Here is a 17,161-nt window from a genome sequence, read left to right on the forward strand (position 1 = left end):
TTTTGTGCAGCGAAGAAGGCAACTATAACCGATATCTCTTTGTCACGCAACTGCGTTAGACAACAGGCAGGCGGGCGGGGCGGCAGCCACCGCTCGGTATAGTGCCCAACCCATGGCCAAAGACAAAACCACGTTCATCTGCAATGCCTGCGGCGGCTCCAGCCCGCGCTGGCTGGGCAAGTGCCCGGCCTGCGGGGCCTGGAATTCGCTGATCGAGGCCGTTGCCGAGCCTGCGGGCGCGGGCAAGAACCGGCTCAGCCAGCCGCAGGGCTATGCGGGCCTGGCCAATGCCCAGGCCGTGATGCCGCTGTCGGCCATCGAGGCCCAGGACGTGGCGCGCACGCCCAGCGGCATCGAGGAGCTGGACCGCGTGCTGGGCGGCGGCATTGTCGAAGGCGGCGTGGTGCTGATTGGTGGCGACCCCGGCATCGGCAAGTCCACCCTGCTGCTGCAGGCCATGGATGCGCTGCACCGCGTGGGCTTGCCCACGCTGTATGTCACGGGCGAGGAAAGCGGTGCCCAGGTCGCGCTGCGCTCGCGCCGCCTGGGGCTGGAGGCCAGCCAGGTCAATGTGCTGGCCGAGATCCAGCTGGAGAAGATCCTCGCCACCATGGAGGCCACGCAGCCGGCCGTGGTCGTCATCGACTCCATTCAGACCGTGTACTCGGACCAGCTGTCCTCGGCGCCGGGCTCGGTGGCCCAGGTGCGCGAATGCGCGGCCCACCTCACGCGCGCGGCCAAGACCACGGGCATCACCGTGATCCTGGTCGGCCATGTGACCAAGGAAGGCGCCCTGGCCGGCCCGCGCGTGCTGGAGCACATGGTGGACACCGTGCTCTACTTCGAGGGCGACACGCACAGCAACTTCCGCCTGGTGCGCGCCATCAAGAATCGCTTTGGCGCCGTCAACGAGATCGGCGTCTTCGCCATGACGGAGAAGGGCCTCAAGGGCGTCACCAACCCCAGCGCCATCTTCCTGTCCCAGCACAGCGAGCCCGTGCCGGGCTCCTGCGTGCTGGTCACGCTGGAGGGCACGCGGCCCATGCTGGTGGAAATACAGGCCCTGGTCGACCAGGGCGGCCCCGCGCCCCGGCGCCTGTCCGTGGGCCTGGACCGGGACCGGCTGGCCATGCTGCTGGCCGTGCTCAGCCGCCATGCGGGCGTGGCCTGCGCGGACCAGGATGTCTTCGTCAACGCCGTGGGCGGCGTGCGCATCAGCGAGCCTGCGGCCGACCTGGCCGTGATGCTGTCCATCACCTCCAGCCTGCGCGGCCGCGCCCTGCCCAAGGGATTCCTGGCCTTTGGCGAAGTGGGCCTGGCCGGCGAAGTGCGCCCCGCGCCGCGCGGCCAGGAGCGCCTGAAGGAAGCCGCCAAGCTCGGCTTCACCATGGCCGTGGTGCCCAAGGCCAATGCGCCCAAGAAGGCTATCCCCGGCCTGACCGTGCATGCCGTGGAGCGCGTGGACGAAGCCATGAACATCGTCCGAGGGATGGGCTGAGGCACTGCCTTGCCGAGCGCATTGCGGGGGCATACGCACTGTCCGCAGCGGTCCTGCGGCGCCTCCATAAGACAATCGGCGCCATGAATTTGCGCAATATCCTGATTCCCCTGGGTCTGCTCGTACTGCTGGTGGCTGCGCACCAGTCCTATGGCTGGATGGGCGTGGTTGCCGTGGGCGGCGGCATCATGATGTGGCTGCTGCTGCATTTCACGCGGCTGATGTCCATCATGAAGAAGGCCTCGGACCGTCCCATGGGCTATGTGGGCAGCGCCGTGATGCTCAACGTCAAGCTCAAGCCCAAGGTCTCGCTGATGCACGTGGTGGCCATGACGCGCTCCCTGGGCGAGCGCCTGTCCGAAGACGGCCAGCATCCCGAGATCTACCGCTGGACCGACGGCACGCAATCCCATGTGACCTGCGAGTTCATGCATGGCCGGCTCGTGAAGTGGACCCTGGTGCGCCCCACGCCCGAACCCGAACCGCAACCCGAGACGGTGGCGGCCCCCGAGGCAGCCCCCGCGCCCTAAAATAGCGGGTTGGTGTTCTGTTCAATACCCCCAAGGATGTTTCTATGAGCCCCGTTGTTCCCTCGATGGCCGATCGTGACGGCAAGATCTGGATGGATGGACAGCTGGTGGACTGGCGCGATGCCAAGATCCACGTGCTGACCCACACGCTGCACTACGGCTGCGGCGCATTCGAGGGCGTTCGGGCCTACAAGACCGAACAGGGGCCGGCCATCTTCCGCCTGGAAGACCACACCAAGCGACTGTTCAACAGCGCCAAGATCCTGCGCATGCAGATCCCGTTCACCCAGGAAGCGGTGAACCAGGCCCAGGTGGAGGTCGTGCGTGCCAACCAGCTGGAATCGTGCTACCTGCGCCCGCTGACCTGGATCGGCGACCGCAAGCTGGGCGTCTCGCCCAAGGGCAACACCATCCACCTGATGGTGGCTGCCTGGGCCTGGGGCGCCTACCTGGGCGAGGAAGGCATGCAGCGCGGCATCCGCGTGAAGATCTCCAGCTTCACGCGCCACCATGTGAACATCACCATGAGCCAGGCCAAGGCGGTGAGCAACTACACCAACTCCATCCTGGCCAACACCGAGGCGCTGGACGACGGCTACGACGAGGCCATCCTGCTGGACGCCTCGGGCTTCGTCTCCGAAGGCTCGGGCGAGAACATCTTCGTCATCAAGGACGGCGTGGTCTACACGCCCGACCTGTCGGCCGGCGCGCTCAACGGCATCACGCGCAATACCGTGATGCACATCTGCAAGGACCTCGGCCTGGAGGTGGTGCAAAAGCGCATCACGCGCGACGAGCTGTACATCGCCGATGAAGTCTTCTTCACCGGCACGGCCGCCGAAGTCACGCCCATCCGCGAGGTGGACCGCATCGAGATCGGCGCGGGCAGCCGCGGCCCCCTCACCGAAAAGATCCAGCAGGCCTTCTTTGACATCGTCAACGGCCGCAACCCCAAGTACGCCCATTGGCTGACTCGGGTCTGAAAAAAATGACCCCCCACGCTACCCTTGCTTTGCAAGGTCCACTGCCCCCCGAGGGGGTGCTTTTCATCTTGGGGCGGCCCGGCGATGAAAATGACAGATACCCACGAAAGAGATAAGCAAGCATGACAACGAATGCCACCGTCGAACTGGCGGCCAAGGACCTCAACGCCCAGGGCGGCGTGTTCTGCCCCAGCCCCAAGGCCGACATGAAGCTGTGGAACAGCCATCCCAAGGTCTACCTGGACGTGGCCCACACCGGCGAGGCCAAGTGCCCCTACTGCGGCACGCTGTACCGCTTGAAGGCCGGCGAAGTCTTCGCAGGCGGGCATTGAGCAAAGCGGGCCTCGGCCCGCTTTGCGTGTCTCAGCGCGCCGAAAGCGCGCGGCTCCAGATGCTGTCTGGCGCAGCACCTCCGTGCAAAGCCAGCATGTCCGTGAAATGGCGCCGTTCCCCGCCGCGCAGCTTGACGATGGGTGCCGCCACCTGCGGCGCCTTCGCCAGGCACAGCTGGGGGTAGAGCAGGTACCACTTCCAGCGCAGGGCGCGGTGGTAGAAGAAGGCGGTGTCCTCGGCCTTGAACAGCGTGAGCCGGGCATCGGGCAGCCGGCGCATCACCTGCTGGGCCGTCACATGGATCAGAAGGTAATTTGGATCGGGGATGCCCTGCAGCACCTCGGCGGCGTCGGGCCGCGACTGCAGGCGCTGCAGGTAGGCCGCAGGGCCCTCCACGATCAGCGCCTGGTGAAACTCCTTTTGCCATTCCGATACAAAGCGCGAGCCGGCCGGAGCGCAGAATGACCAGCTTTCGATCACGGGGTAGCGCCTGTCCCTGGTGAAGCCCTCAAGGTAGAAGCCGGTCAGCTCGGCAGCGCCTGCGCCGGCGCCCATCCAGTCCAGCGGCGCGGTCAGCAGCGTGGTGGCATCGAACCAGTAGCCGCCGTGGTGCGCCACCAGATACAGGCGCAGCCAGTCCGATTGCTTGGTGGGGTGGAGTTCGGCAAACGCCGCAGGAAGGTCGCCGCAGGCCACGTACTGGCCCAGGCTCTCTGGTGTCACGACGATGACCTGGTGACCCGGGCATTGCCGCCGCCAGCTGTCCACGCACTGCTGGACGAAAGGGTCCAGGCCGGACTGGTTCCAGTACGTCCAGATCGTCTTCGGGATGTCCGCTGCAAGACCATCGGCTGCCGGGGGCGATGGGGGCAGCTGCAAGGGCGCGGGCATGGTGTAATCTGCGCCGATTTTGGAAGGGGCTGCCCAGCGATGGAGCAGCCTGAATAAGACCGCAGGAATTTTTTTCATAGCGGATGGAAAGCGGAATGCCCGCATTTTGGGGCAGAAAGTCGCGGTCTTGATGAGATTTGACAAGTCGAAGCTGCCAGGGCTCCTCACGACCCTGGCCGCTGTTCTGGTGCCCGGACTGGCCTTGTGGCTGCGTTCGGGCTATTCCTATGGCGCGGGCCTCATGGCCCTGGGCGCCCTGTGTTTTCTGCCCCGCTGGGTCCGGTACAGGCAGTCGCCTGGCACCTGGCTGCTGGTGGCACTGTTCATGGGCATGGCGGTGATGTGGTACCACCTGTCCGTGCTGGACGGGGGCACCGGTCAGTTCGACCGCCCCGTGAAATTCATCCTGGGCGCGGTCAGCCTGCTGTTCGCCATGTGCTACCCGCCCACGGCGCGGATCTTCCTGTGGGGCATACCGCTGGGCAGCGCAGGCGCGGGCTTCATGGCCCTGTGGCAGGTCTGCGTGCTGGGCATGGAGCGGGCCACGGGCTACACCAATGCCATCCAGTGGGGCAACATGGCCTTGCTGCTGGGCTGCTTCTCGTGCATCTATGCCATGTCCTTCTGGCACCAGCGCTCCCTGCTGTGGCGCCTGCTGGTGCTGGCGGCCGCTGCAATGGGTGCGCTGGCTTCGCTGCTGTCGGGCTCGCGGGGGGGCTGGCTGGCGCTGCTGCCGATGTTCCTCATGCTGATGGTGCTGGTGCGCATGTACCGCCCGCAGTACTTCGGGCGCCTGTTGCTGGGCTGCGCTGCAATCGTGGTGGCGCTGGCCACCGTGATGGCCTTCATACCCCGCGTCAGCGAGCGCGTCGACGAGGTCTACCTGGATGTGAGCAACTACCTGCATTCCGGCAACTCCGACACCTCGCTGGGCACCCGGCTGGAGCAGTACCGGCTGGCCGTGCAGATGATCGGCGAGAAGCCCCTGCTGGGCTGGGGCATGCAGGGCTATGTGGACGAGATGCACCGGCGCGTGGACGCGGGTGACTATGGACGCTCCATCCGCGAATACAACTTCATCCACAACGACTTCCTGGACATCTGGGTCAAGCTCGGCGTGCCGGGCGTGCTGCTGCAGGCGGCACTGTTCATCTCGCTGCTGTGGCTGTTCTGGCCCTCGCGGCGGCGCATGGCGCTGTGGCCTGCGGACAGCACCCCCTGGCGCGAGGCCCTGCTGCTGCGTATCCTGGGCAGCCTGATGCCAGCCATGTACCTGGCGTTCGGCATGTCACAGCAATTTTTCGTGCACAACAGCGGCATCGTCTTCTTCGTCTTCCTCGTGGTGGCCCTGTGGTCATCGCTGCATGGCCTGGAAAGGGCCAGCGGAGCCGTGCGGTGACGGAGCGCGCCACCACCGCCCGGCCCCGGGTGCTGCACTTCGTGACGGGCGGCTTCTCGGGTGCCACCCAGGTGGCGGTGGATCTGGTGTCGGCGCACCGCGCGTCGGGCCGCTTCGACGCCCGGCTGGTGCTGCGGCGCAAGCGCAATACCTCCGATGAACGCGTGCAGAAGCTGCGCGACGGCGGCATCGATGTCGATGTGGTCGCCGGCTGGTCCCATGCCGCCACCGTCTGGCAGCTGCGCCGCATCTGCCTGGACTTCCGGCCGGACATCGTCGTCGCCCATGGTTTCAGCGACCACCTCTGGGGCCGCTTTGCCGCGCTGTGGGCCGGCGTGCCCTGCCTGGTGCATGTGGAACACAACTCGCGCGAGCGCTACACGCGCTGGCGGCTGGCGCAGGCCCTGTGGCTGACCGAGCGCACGGCCGCCATCGTCGGCTGCTCCGAAGGCGTGCGCCAGAGCCTGCAGGACCGCGGCTTTCCTGCAGACAAGCTCTTGGCCATCAGCAACGGCATCCGGCCCGAGCCCTATCTGCAGGAGCCACCCCCCTTGCTGCAGCGCCGCCCGGACATCGTCATGGCCGCGCGCTTTGCGCGGCAAAAGGACCATGCCACCTTGCTGCGCGCGCTGGCCGTGCTGCGCCAGCGCGGCCTCAAGCCCACGCTGACCCTGGCCGGCGGCGGCAAGGCGCGCGCCCAGCAGGCGGCGCAGCGGCTCAGCGCCGAACTGGGCCTGCAGGACCAGGTGCAATTCATCGGCATCTGCAACGACGTGCCCGGCCTGCTGCGCGCGCACCGCGTCTGCGTGCTGTCCACGCACTACGAGGGCATGCCCCTGTCCCTGCTGGAGGGCATGGCGGCGGGCTGCGTGGTGGTGGGCAGCCGCGTGGTGGGCGTGCAGGAAGTGGTGCGGCCCGGCGACAACGGCCTGCTGGCCGCGCACGCCGACCCTGAATCGCTGGCCGACGCCCTGCAGCAGGCGCTGCAGGATGACGAGGCCGCCGTGCGCATGGCCGCCACCGCGCGGCAGGAAGCCCTGTCGCACTACAGCCTGCAGCGCATGACCGGCCAGTACGAAGACCTGTTCGCCCGCCTGCTGCAGGGGGAGCGTCCGTGACCTGGCTCAGCATCCTGGTGCCCGTCTATAACGTGGTGCCCTACCTGGAGGAATGCCTGCAGTCCGTCATGGACCAGGCCGATGCCGGCGTGCAGGTGCTGGTGCTGGATGACTGCTCCACCGATGGCTCCTGGGCCCTGATGCAGCAGCTGGACCAGCGCTGGCCCGGCCGCCTGCAGCTCATGCAGCATGAGCGCAACGCCGGCCTGAGCGCGGCGCGCAACACCATGATCGATGCGGCCACGGGCGACTACCTGTGGTTTTTGGACTCCGACGACAAGCTGCTGCCCGGCGCGATTGCCGGGCTGTCGGCCATCGTGAAACAACATGCGCCCGATGCCGTGCTCTGCGACTTCTCCGTCTGGCGCGAGGCCCCGCGCCTCAAGCACCGCCTGCGCGGCGAGGCGCACCGGCATAGTTTCCAGGGCCCCACGCTGCAATGCTCACAGGACCGGGGCGCCCTGCTGGCCGGCCTGCTGCGCACGGGCCAGCTGCATGCCTGGTCCAAGATCTCGCGCCGCAGCCTGTGGGATGCCGGCCTGCGCTTTCCTGCAGGCCGCTACTTCGAAGACATGATGACTATGCCGCAGATGGCGCTGCGCTGCGCCAGCTTCTACTACCACCCCCAGCCCTGGGTGGCCTACCGGCAGCGTGCCAACTCCATCCTTGCGTCCATGACGCCGGCCAAGGCCGCAGACCAGTCCGCCGCCCTGTGGCCCCTGGCCCAGGCCGTGCAAGCCCTGCAGGACGATGCGCTGCGCAACGACGGGCGCCTGCAGTTCGCCTGGGCGCACCAGGCTGCGCGCAACCTCATCGGCGCCCTGCGCTTTCTCGACCGGCAGCGGGACATGCCGCCCGCGCAGCGGCAGGCGCTGGCGCAGCAGTTCCTGGCGGACTTCGGCCGCATCTCCCCGCTGTCCCTGCCGGCCCTGCGCCAGGCCTATGTGCGCAGGGGCTGGGTGCTGCGCGCCTGGAAGCTGCGCCGCTGGGAGCAGTGGGCACGCCAGCAAGGAGCCCACGCATGAGCGGCCTGAAACTGAAAACCCGGGGCGAGCTGTGGCTGGCGGCCGGCATGCGCCGCTTCTACGCCACCTTCGCACGCCGCCTGGAGAAGGGCCCGGCGCCCGACTTCCGCAGCCATGACATCGGGCCTGCGGCGCCCGTGCCCGTCTCCACGCCCATTCCCCGCATCATCTGGGCCTACTGGAATGGCGACTCGGTGCCGCTGCTCATACAGCGCTGCTTCGACAACTGGGCCCGCCTGAACCCCGGCTACAGCCTGCGCGTCCTCAACGACGCGCAGCTGCCGCAGTACGTGCCGCAGCTGCCCGGCAACCTGCAGCAGCTGCCCGTGGCCAAGCGCTCGGACTGGCTGCGGCTGGAATTGCTGCACCGCCATGGCGGCATCTGGCTGGACGCCAGCACCATCCTCACCGAGCCGCTGGACTGGCTGCTGGAGCAGCAGCAGCGCAGCGGCGCCGACCTCGTCGCCTACTACCTGGAGCGCTACACCCGCGACCCGCAGGTGCCCGTGGTCGAGAACTGGCTCATGGCCGCGCCCCCGGGCAGCGCCTTCATTGCGGCCCTGCACAAGGAATACGTGGAGCAGGTCCTGCCGCAGACGGGCGAGGCCTATATCGCCCAGCTCCAGCAGGCCGGCGATTACGAACAACTGCGCCAGGGCATCGACATGCCCGCCTACCTGAGCATGCACCTGGCCATGCAGCGCGTGCTGCGCGCCGGTGGCAGCTACCGCCTGCGGCTGGCCAAGGCCGAGGACGGACCCTTCTTCCTGCACGTGCAGGGTAACTGGGGCCGCACCCCGCTCAAGATCCGCCTGATGTTCTCGCGCGCCGAACAGGCGCCCGTGCCGCTGATCAAGCTGCGCGCGCCCGACCGCAAGAAGCTGGACTTCTACCTGGAGCGCGGCCTCTACGTGCCCGGCAGCATCGCCGACCGCTATCTGCGGGGCTGATTCCCGCTCATCGCCTTCCATTGCGAGCCATAACCGGGCCGCGACGATGTGCCTGTGCCGATGCGCCATCATCGTGGCATTGCGTTTGAATGGGGGAAATGCATATGCACCAGGACTACGCCATCCTGAAGCGCCAGGACAATATCGATGCGTATTTCAAAGATATAGAGAAGATATACGTCTCCAATGGCTGGGGCAGCAGCTATCCGGAAGGCCTGCTTCGGCAGATGTTCAGTGCCTCCTACTACCTGCTGGCGACGACCACCAGCGGTGCTGTCGGCTTCCTGCGCGGCTTCACCGACGGCGCCATGGTCACGCACCTCAGTGAAATCGTCGTGGACCCCGGGCTGCAGCGGCGGGGTATCGGCAGGCTCCTCATGCAGGAATGCCTGCAGGATGTCGGCCACACCACCATTTATGCAGAGGCCCTCAATCCCCAGGCTGCCCTGCTTTTGGAGCAGCACGGCTTTGGTGAGAGCCGGGGTCTGAAGGTGTATTCAAGAAAGAGTGAGCGGGGCTGAATTCGGCAATCCAAAGGGCCCCGCATTCTCGCTTCCTGCCGTAGAGCCATCAGCCCAGGGCCGTCTCATGCAGGTAGTGCCACAGCACCCCTTGGCCCGCACGTTTGAGGATCACGACTGATCGGCGCGAGGTCTGCACGCCGTCCAGGCGATGGGTTTCCAGATAGCGCATGGCCAGGCCGGCCGTGTCCCGCCATACGGGCTGCATGTCGCAGACGCATATCTCCAGCCCTGGCCGCTGGCCGGCCGCGCGCCGGAACATCTGTTCCACATCGTCCAGGCCGACGAGCCTGCCCGTGGTGGTCACCATGCTGAACTCCGGGCTGAACTGGGGCATCAGCGCCTGCAGCGCTTCCTGTGCGCCCGCTGGTTGGGTGAAGACGGTGTGGATCAGCTCGTGCACCTGGTGGATGCTGCGTTCGGCGATGCCGATGTCAATGTCACGGTCGATGGGCTTGTTGTCTTGCATGGTGGTCCTCGGGGGTGTGCAGCGATCGCAGTTGCAGCAGGGGTACAAGCCCTGCCAGCGATGCGATCAGAAACGTCATGTGATAGGCCCGGCCTGCGTCCAGGCGGGTGGCGAGCGTGTTGAAAACCATCAGGAAAAACGCAGCGCCCACGCTGAAGGCCATCTGCCGGTTGAGGTTCCAGATCACGCTGGCCTGCTGCGTCTGCCGGCCGTCGAAGTCCAGCAGGGCCGTCGTCTGCGCGGTATTGGCACCCAGGCCGCCGCCCAGGCCCATCAGCCCGTAGGCGGCCGCCAGCAGCCAGGGGTCGGCGGGGGCCGCCACGGCGGCCAGCGCCGCAATGCCCAGGCTGTGCAGCACCATGCTGGCGATGAACAGGGGCCGTGCGCCCGCGCGGTTGTACAGCCGGCCGCCCACCAGCATGGACACCAGGGCGCCGCCTGCGTAGACCATCATGAATCGGCCTGTGGCCTGCGCGCTCAGGTGCAGCATGTCCTGCAGGTAGAAGATGTTGAGCAGGTTCACGCCCGTGAACACGCCGGGAATGGCGTGGTAGACGGCCACCGACATGCGCAGGCGCGGGCTTTTGAGCAGTTGCAGTTCCACAATGGGGTGGGCGGTCTTGCGGGCATGGATGGCATACAGCACCGTGAAGGCCAGGCCCGCCGCCATGCCCAGCCAGGCCAGCGCCAGGCCCTGGCCCGAACCTTGGCCTGCGCCATAGAGCGACATGCCCAGCAACCAGGCGGCCAGCGCGGCGCTGACCAGCACCAGGCCCCTGAGGTCCGGCCGCTGCCGGGCCGTGGCCGGTGCATCGCGCACCCACAGCCAGGCCAGGCCTGCGGCGGCCAGGGCCAGCGCAATATTGGAATGGAACACCCAGCGCCAGGAGCCGTGGTCCACGATCATCCCGCCCAGCCAGGGCGAGAGGGCCGGTGCGATCAGCGCCACGGCCATGACCAGCGTGGAGACACGCGCGCGCTCCGGCCCCTGGAACCGGTTGAAGGCCAGGGCCTGGCCCACTGGGATCACCAGCCCGCCCGCCATGCCCTGGATGAAGCGCCAGCCCACCAGCTGGCCGAAGCTGCCCGCCTCGCCGCAGGCCCAGGCGGCCAGGGCGAAGGCCAGCATGGAGCCCGCCATCAGCCCGCGCGCGCCCCAGCGGTCGGCCAGCCAGGGGGCGAGGGGAATGGCCAGCGTCAATCCCAGCATGTAGGCATTGGCCACCCAGGCCCCGGCCGAGATGCCCACATGGAACTCGGCCGCAATCGTGGGCAGCGCGACGGCGGGCATGAAGATGTTGATGCAGTCGACGAAGAAACCCATCAGGAAAACGGTGGCCAGGCGGTATCGGTATGTCATCTTGCGCTTTCAGGAGGGGCAAGACTAAAGAGCGCGGGCGGCCACGTCGATGGGGCTATGCTGGACTCTTTGTTTGACTGGATTGAACAATGACCCCCGCAAGCCCGGCCATGCACACACTGCTCCACCGCGCGCAGACCTTTCTGGCCGTGGTGGATTTCGGCTCGTACACCAGGGCGGCGGACTTCCTGGGCATCAGCAAGGCCATGGCCAGCCTGCACGTGAAATCGCTGGAAGAGGCGCTGTCGGTGGCCCTGCTGGTGCGCAACACCCGCAGCATCGCCCTGACGGAAACCGGGCGGGAGTTCTACGACGAGTTCAAGGGCATCGTCCGCGACGTGGGCAGCGCCTTCGACAACGCCATGCACAGCGGCAACCGCATCGCGGGCCGGCTGCGCATCAGCACCACCAGCGAATACGGGGAGAAGTACATTCTTCCGCTGATCCCGGCCTTCCTGGAGCGCTACCCGGGCATCTCGGTGGCCTATGACGTCAACTCTTCACTGAGCGACCTGGTGGCCGAAAAGCTGGACCTGGTCGTGCGCCTGGGCCACCTGGCGGACTCCAGCTTCAAAAGCCGCAGGCTGGCCGGCTACGACATCGTGCTGGTGGCCTCGGCCGCCTTCCTGCGCAGCCATCCCGTGCGCAGGCCCGAAGACCTGGCGGACCTGCCCTGGATTGCCAACAGCAACCTCACCCACCCCACGGCCTGGACGCTGCGCACTGCCGGCGGCCAGGGTGTGGACGTGGTGGGCCGGGCGGCCCACCAATCCAACTCCTCCACCGCCATCCGCGCCCTGGCCCGGTCCTCGCTGGGTGTGGCGGTGCTGCCTGCGTGGTTTGTGGAGGACGACCTGGCCGGCGGCGTGCTGCAGCGCGTGCTGCCGGACCACGCCCTGCCGCCCCAGCCCATCAGCGTGGTCTTTCCCGACAGCAGCCACCTGCCGCGCAAGACCCGCGTGTTCATCGACTTCCTGTGCGAGCACCTGGGCCGGGATTGAGGGTGCGGCTGGCCGGCCCGCCCTGGCCCCGTTAAACTGCCCGCAAGCCGAAAGGCCCGGTGCGTAGAAACACCTTTGAACCAGCGTGCAGCCCCCACCGTAAAGCGGGGCTTTGTCATACCCAATTTCAGGATGTGCGCTTGCGCACGTCCGCAAGTTATGGGGTGTGGTGGGGGCTACCCGTAAGGATGTCCGCATGGCTGGTTCCATGTTTCTAACCGCCACACTCCACCCGTTGTGCGTAGAAACGCAGCGCGTGGTTCTTCAGTCTCAACCAGGAGCTGCAGCCATGAACGTATTCACCTTGTCCGGCCTTTTCCGACAGGAGGGCTGACCCCATGACATCCCGCAAAAACACTGCCGGCGCGGCAGTGCAGGCGCAGCCTTTGCCCAAGCGGTCGCAAGCCGCAAGGCCTTCCGACTGGCCCAGCGCGTGGCAGGCCATGCATGTCTGTCTGGTCGTCATCGAGGGGCGGCTGGTCACCCTGGCCGAGGTCTGTGGCAAAAAGCCCGACCGCAAGGCCCGCCAGTTCGACGTGGAATGCGCGGTGGAGCTGGCGCTGGCGCACATACGCCGCATGCGCGCCGACCCGCCGGACAGCCACCAGGCGTTCGAGCAGCAGTGGCACCTGGCGTCCTGCGCCATCGAACTGGCCGATGGAGCCTACCGCTTCCCCCGCTCGCGCTACGGCCGCCTGCTCAAGCGCACCCGCTGGCATTTCGACCTGCTCAGGGATCTGGTGGAACGTGTGGAGTGGCAGCACCGGCGCGGCTGAGCCGCAGGCGGCAGCTCAGGCCAGCGGCAGCCGCAGCACGAAGCAGGCGCCCGGCTGGCCGTCGGCGCGGCCTTCGCAGTGCACGCTGCCGCCGTGGCGCTGGGCGATGGAGCGCACCAGGGCCAGGCCCAGGCCCACGCCGCCCGAGCGCTCGCTGGCGCCGGGCAGGCGGAAGAACTTCTCGAAGATGCGCTCGCGGTGGGCCGGCGCCACGCCGGGGCCGTGGTCGCAGACGCGGATCTCGGCCATGGCGTCCTGGCGCGCCAGCTCCAGCGTGATGGCGCCCTGGCTGTAGCGGCGCGCGTTCTCCAGCAGGTTGCGCACGGCACGGCGCAGCAGCTTGGAGATGCCGGGCACTTCCAACGCGTCGGTGGACTGCAGGTCCAGGTCGGCATCCACGCGCGCGCATTCCTCGGCGGCCAGGCCGATCAGGTCCACGGGCTCGATCGTGCCCACGTCGCCCTCATAGGTCTCCAGCCGGCTGGCCAGCAGGATCTCGTCCACCAGCTGGTCCAGCTCGCTGATGTTGCGCTGGATCTCGGCGCGCGCGCGGGCGCTGGCTGGGTCGTCGCCCATGAATTCCAGGCCCATGCGGATGCGCGTCAGCGGCGAGCGCAGCTCGTGCGAGGCATTGGCCAGCAGCGATTTGTGCGAGGTCACCAGGGTCTCGATGCGCGCGGCGGCGGCGTTGAACTGGTGGGCCAGGTCGGCCACCTCGTCGCTGCCGTGCTCGGGCACGCGCACCGACAGGTCGCCCTCGCCAAAGCGCTTGACGCCGCGCTGCAGGTTCTCCAGCCGCTTGAGCAGGCGGCGGATGATGGGGAACACGCCCACTGCCACGGCCACGCCCACCAGGCCCAGCAGCCACAGAAAGCCGAAGGGCGGGCGCAGCCAGAAGGCGGCGGCGCCGTCGTGCGGCGGGCGGTCACCGCGCGGCGGGCGCGGCGCCATGTGCAGCATGTAGGTCTGGCCGTCCGTGCCTTCGATCTCGAAGCGCAGGCCCTCCTCGGGCGGGCCGGGCAGGCGCCGCGCGCGGCCCTGGGCGATGACCTTGCCGTCCGCATCGCGCATGGCCACGTCGCGCGAGGGCGGCGAGCTGGCGCTTTGCACGTTCTGCGCGTTCTGCTCGGCCGCGATCTGCCAGGCCCAGGCCACCGTCAGCGTGAGCACGGCCACGCCGCCCACCACGGCCAGCCAGATGCGCAGGTACAGGCGCTGGGAGAAGAGGGACAGCAGCTTCATTCGCTTGGCTAGTCTTGTTGCTTGGCGAAGACGTAGCCCACGCCGCGCACGGTCAGGATGCGCTTGGGCGCCTTGGGGTCGGCCTCGATGGCGGCGCGGATGCGGCCCATGTGCACGTCGATGGAGCGGTCGAAGGCCTCCAGTTCGCGGCCTCGCACGGCCTCCATGATCTGGTCGCGCGTGAGCACGCGGCCCGCGCGCTCGGCCAGCGTGACCAGCAGGTCGAACTGGTAGGAGGTCAGCTCGCAGGGCTGGCCCGCCACGGTGACGCTGCGCGCGTCGCGGTCGATCTCCAGGCTGCCGAAGCGCAGTGCCGTGGTCGGCTGGCCTGCGGCCGAGCCCTCGCCGCCGCCGCCGCGCCGGCGCAGGATGGCGCGGATGCGCGCCAGCAGCTCGCGCGGCTCGAAGGGCTTGGGCAGGTAGTCGTCGGCGCCGATCTCCAGGCCGATGATGCGGTCCATGGGGTCGCCCTTGGCCGTGAGCATCAGCACCGGCACCTGCGCTGCGGCGCCGGGCAGGGCGCGGATGCGCCGGCAGACCTCCAGGCCGTCCATGTCGGGCAGCATGAGGTCGAGGATGACGAGGTCGGGCAGGTCGGCGCCGGCCACGCCGTCGGCGGGCTGCAGCTGCTCCAGGCCGCTGCGGGCGTCGCCCATGTGCGTGACCTGCAGGCCGTTGTTGCCCAGGTAGTCACCCACCATCTGCGCGAGGCGGGTGTCGTCTTCGATCATCAGAAGATGGTGCGTACTCATGGAGGGCAGTGTATTCATGCTGGGGCCTGGCGTCGTGTTGCGACGATGCTCGCAGCCCCCCGTCAGCCGTGCTTGTCGCTTGCGTAAAGTTCGGTAAAACAGCGCAGCCTGCGGCCAGCCGCTCAACTGCCGCGTTGCGCGGGCCGCACCGCATGCACGCGCGAGGCCAGCGCGATCAGCACCAGCACGGGCAGGCCCAGCAGGGCCGTGGCCTGGAAGAAGCTCACGTAGCCATGCGCATCGACAAAGGCGCCCGAGAAGCCGGCCAGCCATTTGGGCGCCAGCAGCATCATGGAGCTGAACAGCGCGTACTGCGTGGCCGAGTACTGCACATTGGTCAGCCCTGACAGGTAGGCGATGAAGGCCGCCGAGGCGATGCCGCCGGCCAGGTTGTCCGCGCTCACCACCCAGACCAGCGCATTCACGTCATGGCCGCGCGTGGCCAGCCAGGCGAACAGCAGGTTGGTGGCGGCCGACAGCGCGGCGCCCAGCATCAGCACGCGCATCACGCCCCAGCGCATGGCCAGCGCCCCGCCCAGGAAGGCGCCCGCCAGCGTCATGATCACGCCGTACACCTTGGTCACGGCGGCCACCTCGTCCTTGGTGAAGCCCATGTCCACGTAGAAGGGGTTGGCCATGATGCCCATGACCACGTCGCTGATGCGGTAGATGGCGATCAGGCCCAGCACCAGCAGCGCCTGCCACCGGTAGCGGCCCAGGAAGTCGGCAAAGGGCTCGACCAGCGCGCCACGCAGCCACTCGGCCGCATTGCGGGCAGGCGCCAGCGGGCGGGGCACCGGTTCCGGCGAGAGCAGCACGGTCAGCATGCCCACGGCCATGGAGGCGGCCATGGCCAGGTAGGCCACCTGCCAGGCGCCGCTCTGGTAGCCCGCCATGCCCGCCACCTCGGCGCGGGCGGCCAGCCACAGCACGCCGGCGCCGGCCCAGATCATGGCCAGCCGGTAGCCGGTCTGGTAGGTGGCGGCCAGCGCGGCCTGGCGCTCGGTATCGGCCGATTCGATGCGGTAGGCATCCAGCGCAATGTCCTGCGTGGCCGAGCCGAAGGCCACGGCCAGCGCGCACCACACCAGCGGCGTGAGCGAGACGCGCGGATCATTGAATGCCATGCCGCACAGCCCGGCGACGATGAGCATCTGCGCGAACAGCAGCCAGCCGCGCCGCCGCCCCAGCCAGCGCGTGAGCAGCGGCAGCGGCATGCGGTCCACCAGCGGCGACCAGACCCACTTGAAGGCATAGGCCAGGCCCACCCAGCTCAGGTAGCCGATGGTGGTGCGGTCCACGCCGGCCTCGCGCAGCCAGAACGACAGCGTGCCCAGCACCAGCAGCAGCGGAAGGCCTGCCGAAAAACCCAGGGCCAGCATGCGCAGGCTGGCCGGCTCGGCATAGACGCGCAGGGTCTGGGCCCAGCTGCGGCGGGGCGCTTCAGTGGGGGTGGAAGGGGCGGAGGAGGTGGTGGTGGACGGCTCGGTCATGTTGGGCTGCGGCAGGCTGCGGCCATTATCGGGCCCATGGTGGCGCGGACTGGCGCGCGCTACCATCGCGGGCACAGGATGCCGCCATGGCCTACACCCTCTCTTCCCTCCACAGCGATGCCGCCGCGCAAGACGGCGCGGCCGATGCCACCGATACCGCCTTCGCGCCGCACAGCTCGGTGCGCAGCTACAGCGGCGAGCACCAGGCCCATGCCCACGGCCATGCGCAAATCCTCTATGCGCTGCAGGGCCGCATGGAGCTGGAGGTGGGCGGGCGCAGCGCCTTTGTGGACGCCGTCAGCGGCATGCTCATCCCCGCCGGCGTGGACCACGGCTACCTGGCGGCGCCGCGCTCGCGCGTGTTCGTCATCGATGCGCCCAGCGGCCCGGGGCTGGACCGGATGCGGCGCTTTTCCGTGCCGCCCGCCCTGCGCGGCCGGGAGTCGGAAGGCCCGGCCGCCGAGCAGCTGGCCCAGGTGCTGCAGGCGCCCGGCCTGCTGGCGCGCCGGGGGCTGGACCTGCAGCAACTGACCACGAGCGTACAGGCCGCATTGCACGAGGACTGGCCCACTGCCCGGCTGGCCGCCCTGTGCCATATGAGCGCCCAGCGCTTTCACGCGCGCTTCGTGGAGCTGGCGGGCCAGCCGCCCCAGGCCTGGCTGCGCGGCCTGCGCCTGGATGCGGCCGAGCGCGGGCTGGCGCGGGGCCTGCCCCTGGAGGCCACGGCGCTGCGCTGCGGCTATGCCTCGGCCAGCGCGCTGGCCTATGCGCTGCGGCGCGACCGGGGCGTGACGGCGCGGCAGCTGCGCGGCTAGCCCGT

18 protein-coding genes are annotated in these 17,161 nt (G+C 68.3%); 12 read left to right on the forward strand and 6 right to left on the reverse strand.

The genetic code is table 11. The features are described from left to right. The first annotated feature begins 112 nt into the window (after positions 1 to 112). From radA to ACN20X_RS01600, 4 genes are all read left to right on the forward strand, one after another. On the forward strand, positions 113 to 1,498 hold the full coding sequence (radA, locus tag ACN20X_RS01585) for a DNA repair protein RadA (protein WP_016448587.1): 1,386 nt from the start codon (positions 113 to 115) through the stop codon (positions 1,496 to 1,498). A gap of 83 nt (positions 1,499 to 1,581) precedes the next feature. Continuing rightward, positions 1,582 to 2,028 carry a hypothetical protein gene (locus ACN20X_RS01590; RefSeq protein ID WP_016448586.1) on the forward strand — a complete coding sequence of 149 codons (447 nt, stop codon included), beginning with the start codon at positions 1,582 to 1,584 and terminating at the stop codon, positions 2,026 to 2,028. 44 nt (positions 2,029 to 2,072) lie between these two features. Continuing rightward, a complete protein-coding gene (locus ACN20X_RS01595; RefSeq protein WP_016448585.1) occupies positions 2,073 to 3,011 on the forward strand; it encodes a branched-chain amino acid transaminase in 939 nt (312 codons plus the stop codon). Positions 3,012 to 3,133: 122 nt separating this feature from the next. After that, positions 3,134 to 3,343: a zinc-finger domain-containing protein gene (locus ACN20X_RS01600; RefSeq protein WP_012202256.1), complete on the forward strand. Its 210-nt coding sequence runs from the start codon at positions 3,134 to 3,136 to the stop codon at positions 3,341 to 3,343. 31 nt (positions 3,344 to 3,374) lie between these two features. Here ACN20X_RS01600 and ACN20X_RS01605 read toward each other — a convergent pair whose 3' ends face one another. Beyond that, complete coding sequence (locus ACN20X_RS01605; protein WP_017407684.1) at positions 3,375 to 4,235, reverse strand: capsular polysaccharide synthesis protein; 861 nt, start codon at positions 4,233 to 4,235, stop codon at positions 3,375 to 3,377. A 130-nt stretch (positions 4,236 to 4,365) separates the two neighbouring features. On the opposite strand from ACN20X_RS01605, the gene ACN20X_RS01610 reads away from it, so the two are divergent. From ACN20X_RS01610 to ACN20X_RS01630, 5 genes are all read left to right on the forward strand, one after another. Next, the gene (locus tag ACN20X_RS01610; RefSeq protein WP_016448583.1) at positions 4,366 to 5,634 is read left to right on the forward strand and encodes an O-antigen ligase family protein; all 1,269 of its coding nucleotides are present in this window, start codon (positions 4,366 to 4,368) and stop codon (positions 5,632 to 5,634) included. Next, the gene (locus ACN20X_RS01615) at positions 5,631 to 6,752 is read left to right on the forward strand and encodes a glycosyltransferase (RefSeq protein ID WP_203400278.1); all 1,122 of its coding nucleotides are present in this window, start codon (positions 5,631 to 5,633) and stop codon (positions 6,750 to 6,752) included. Before ACN20X_RS01610 ends, ACN20X_RS01615 begins: the two co-directional genes overlap by 4 nt. Further along, positions 6,749 to 7,777: a glycosyltransferase family 2 protein gene (locus ACN20X_RS01620; RefSeq protein ID WP_310044848.1), complete on the forward strand. Its 1,029-nt coding sequence runs from the start codon at positions 6,749 to 6,751 to the stop codon at positions 7,775 to 7,777. The genes ACN20X_RS01615 and ACN20X_RS01620 overlap by 4 nt, the downstream gene beginning before the upstream one ends. Next, on the forward strand, positions 7,774 to 8,727 hold the full coding sequence (locus ACN20X_RS01625; RefSeq protein WP_473210228.1) for a glycosyltransferase family 32 protein: 954 nt from the start codon (positions 7,774 to 7,776) through the stop codon (positions 8,725 to 8,727). The genes ACN20X_RS01620 and ACN20X_RS01625 overlap by 4 nt, the downstream gene beginning before the upstream one ends. A 104-nt stretch (positions 8,728 to 8,831) precedes the next feature. Beyond that, positions 8,832 to 9,248 carry a GNAT family N-acetyltransferase gene (locus ACN20X_RS01630; RefSeq protein ID WP_473210229.1) on the forward strand — a complete coding sequence of 139 codons (417 nt, stop codon included), beginning with the start codon at positions 8,832 to 8,834 and terminating at the stop codon, positions 9,246 to 9,248. Between the two features lie 49 nt (positions 9,249 to 9,297). Here ACN20X_RS01630 and ACN20X_RS01635 read toward each other — a convergent pair whose 3' ends face one another. Next, positions 9,298 to 9,717, reverse strand: a complete 420-nt coding sequence (locus ACN20X_RS01635) for a DUF4440 domain-containing protein (protein ID WP_126311643.1) — start codon at positions 9,715 to 9,717, stop codon at positions 9,298 to 9,300. After that, the gene (locus tag ACN20X_RS01640) at positions 9,689 to 11,077 is read right to left on the reverse strand and encodes an MFS transporter (RefSeq protein WP_338499446.1); all 1,389 of its coding nucleotides are present in this window, start codon (positions 11,075 to 11,077) and stop codon (positions 9,689 to 9,691) included. The genes ACN20X_RS01635 and ACN20X_RS01640 overlap by 29 nt, the downstream gene beginning before the upstream one ends. Positions 11,078 to 11,187: 110 nt before the next feature. Here ACN20X_RS01640 and ACN20X_RS01645 point away from each other — a divergent pair, with 110 nt between their 5' ends. Continuing rightward, positions 11,188 to 12,078 (forward strand): LysR family transcriptional regulator, encoded by an 891-nt coding sequence (locus ACN20X_RS01645; protein ID WP_312840907.1) that lies wholly within the window; start codon positions 11,188 to 11,190, stop codon positions 12,076 to 12,078. Positions 12,079 to 12,416: 338 nt separating this feature from the next. Then, positions 12,417 to 12,854 (forward strand): hypothetical protein, encoded by a 438-nt coding sequence (locus tag ACN20X_RS01650; RefSeq protein WP_012202265.1) that lies wholly within the window; start codon positions 12,417 to 12,419, stop codon positions 12,852 to 12,854. 15 nt (positions 12,855 to 12,869) lie between these two features. On the opposite strand, the gene ACN20X_RS01655 is transcribed toward ACN20X_RS01650, so the two are convergent. From ACN20X_RS01655 to ACN20X_RS01665, 3 genes are all read right to left on the reverse strand, one after another. Further along, a complete protein-coding gene (locus ACN20X_RS01655) occupies positions 12,870 to 14,096 on the reverse strand; it encodes an ATP-binding protein (protein ID WP_016453614.1) in 1,227 nt (408 codons plus the stop codon). An 8-nt stretch (positions 14,097 to 14,104) separates the two neighbouring features. Further along, a complete protein-coding gene (locus ACN20X_RS01660; RefSeq protein ID WP_338499450.1) occupies positions 14,105 to 14,866 on the reverse strand; it encodes a response regulator transcription factor in 762 nt (253 codons plus the stop codon). A gap of 104 nt (positions 14,867 to 14,970) precedes the next feature. Continuing rightward, a complete protein-coding gene (locus tag ACN20X_RS01665) occupies positions 14,971 to 16,341 on the reverse strand; it encodes an AmpG family muropeptide MFS transporter (RefSeq protein WP_407065216.1) in 1,371 nt (456 codons plus the stop codon). 86 nt (positions 16,342 to 16,427) lie between these two features. On the opposite strand from ACN20X_RS01665, the gene ACN20X_RS01670 reads away from it, so the two are divergent. Beyond that, the gene (locus ACN20X_RS01670) at positions 16,428 to 17,156 is read left to right on the forward strand and encodes a helix-turn-helix domain-containing protein (protein ID WP_192368690.1); all 729 of its coding nucleotides are present in this window, start codon (positions 16,428 to 16,430) and stop codon (positions 17,154 to 17,156) included. Positions 17,157 to 17,161: the final 5 nt, after the last annotated feature.

It is taken from the genome of Delftia sp. PX-1 (genome assembly GCF_055797465.1).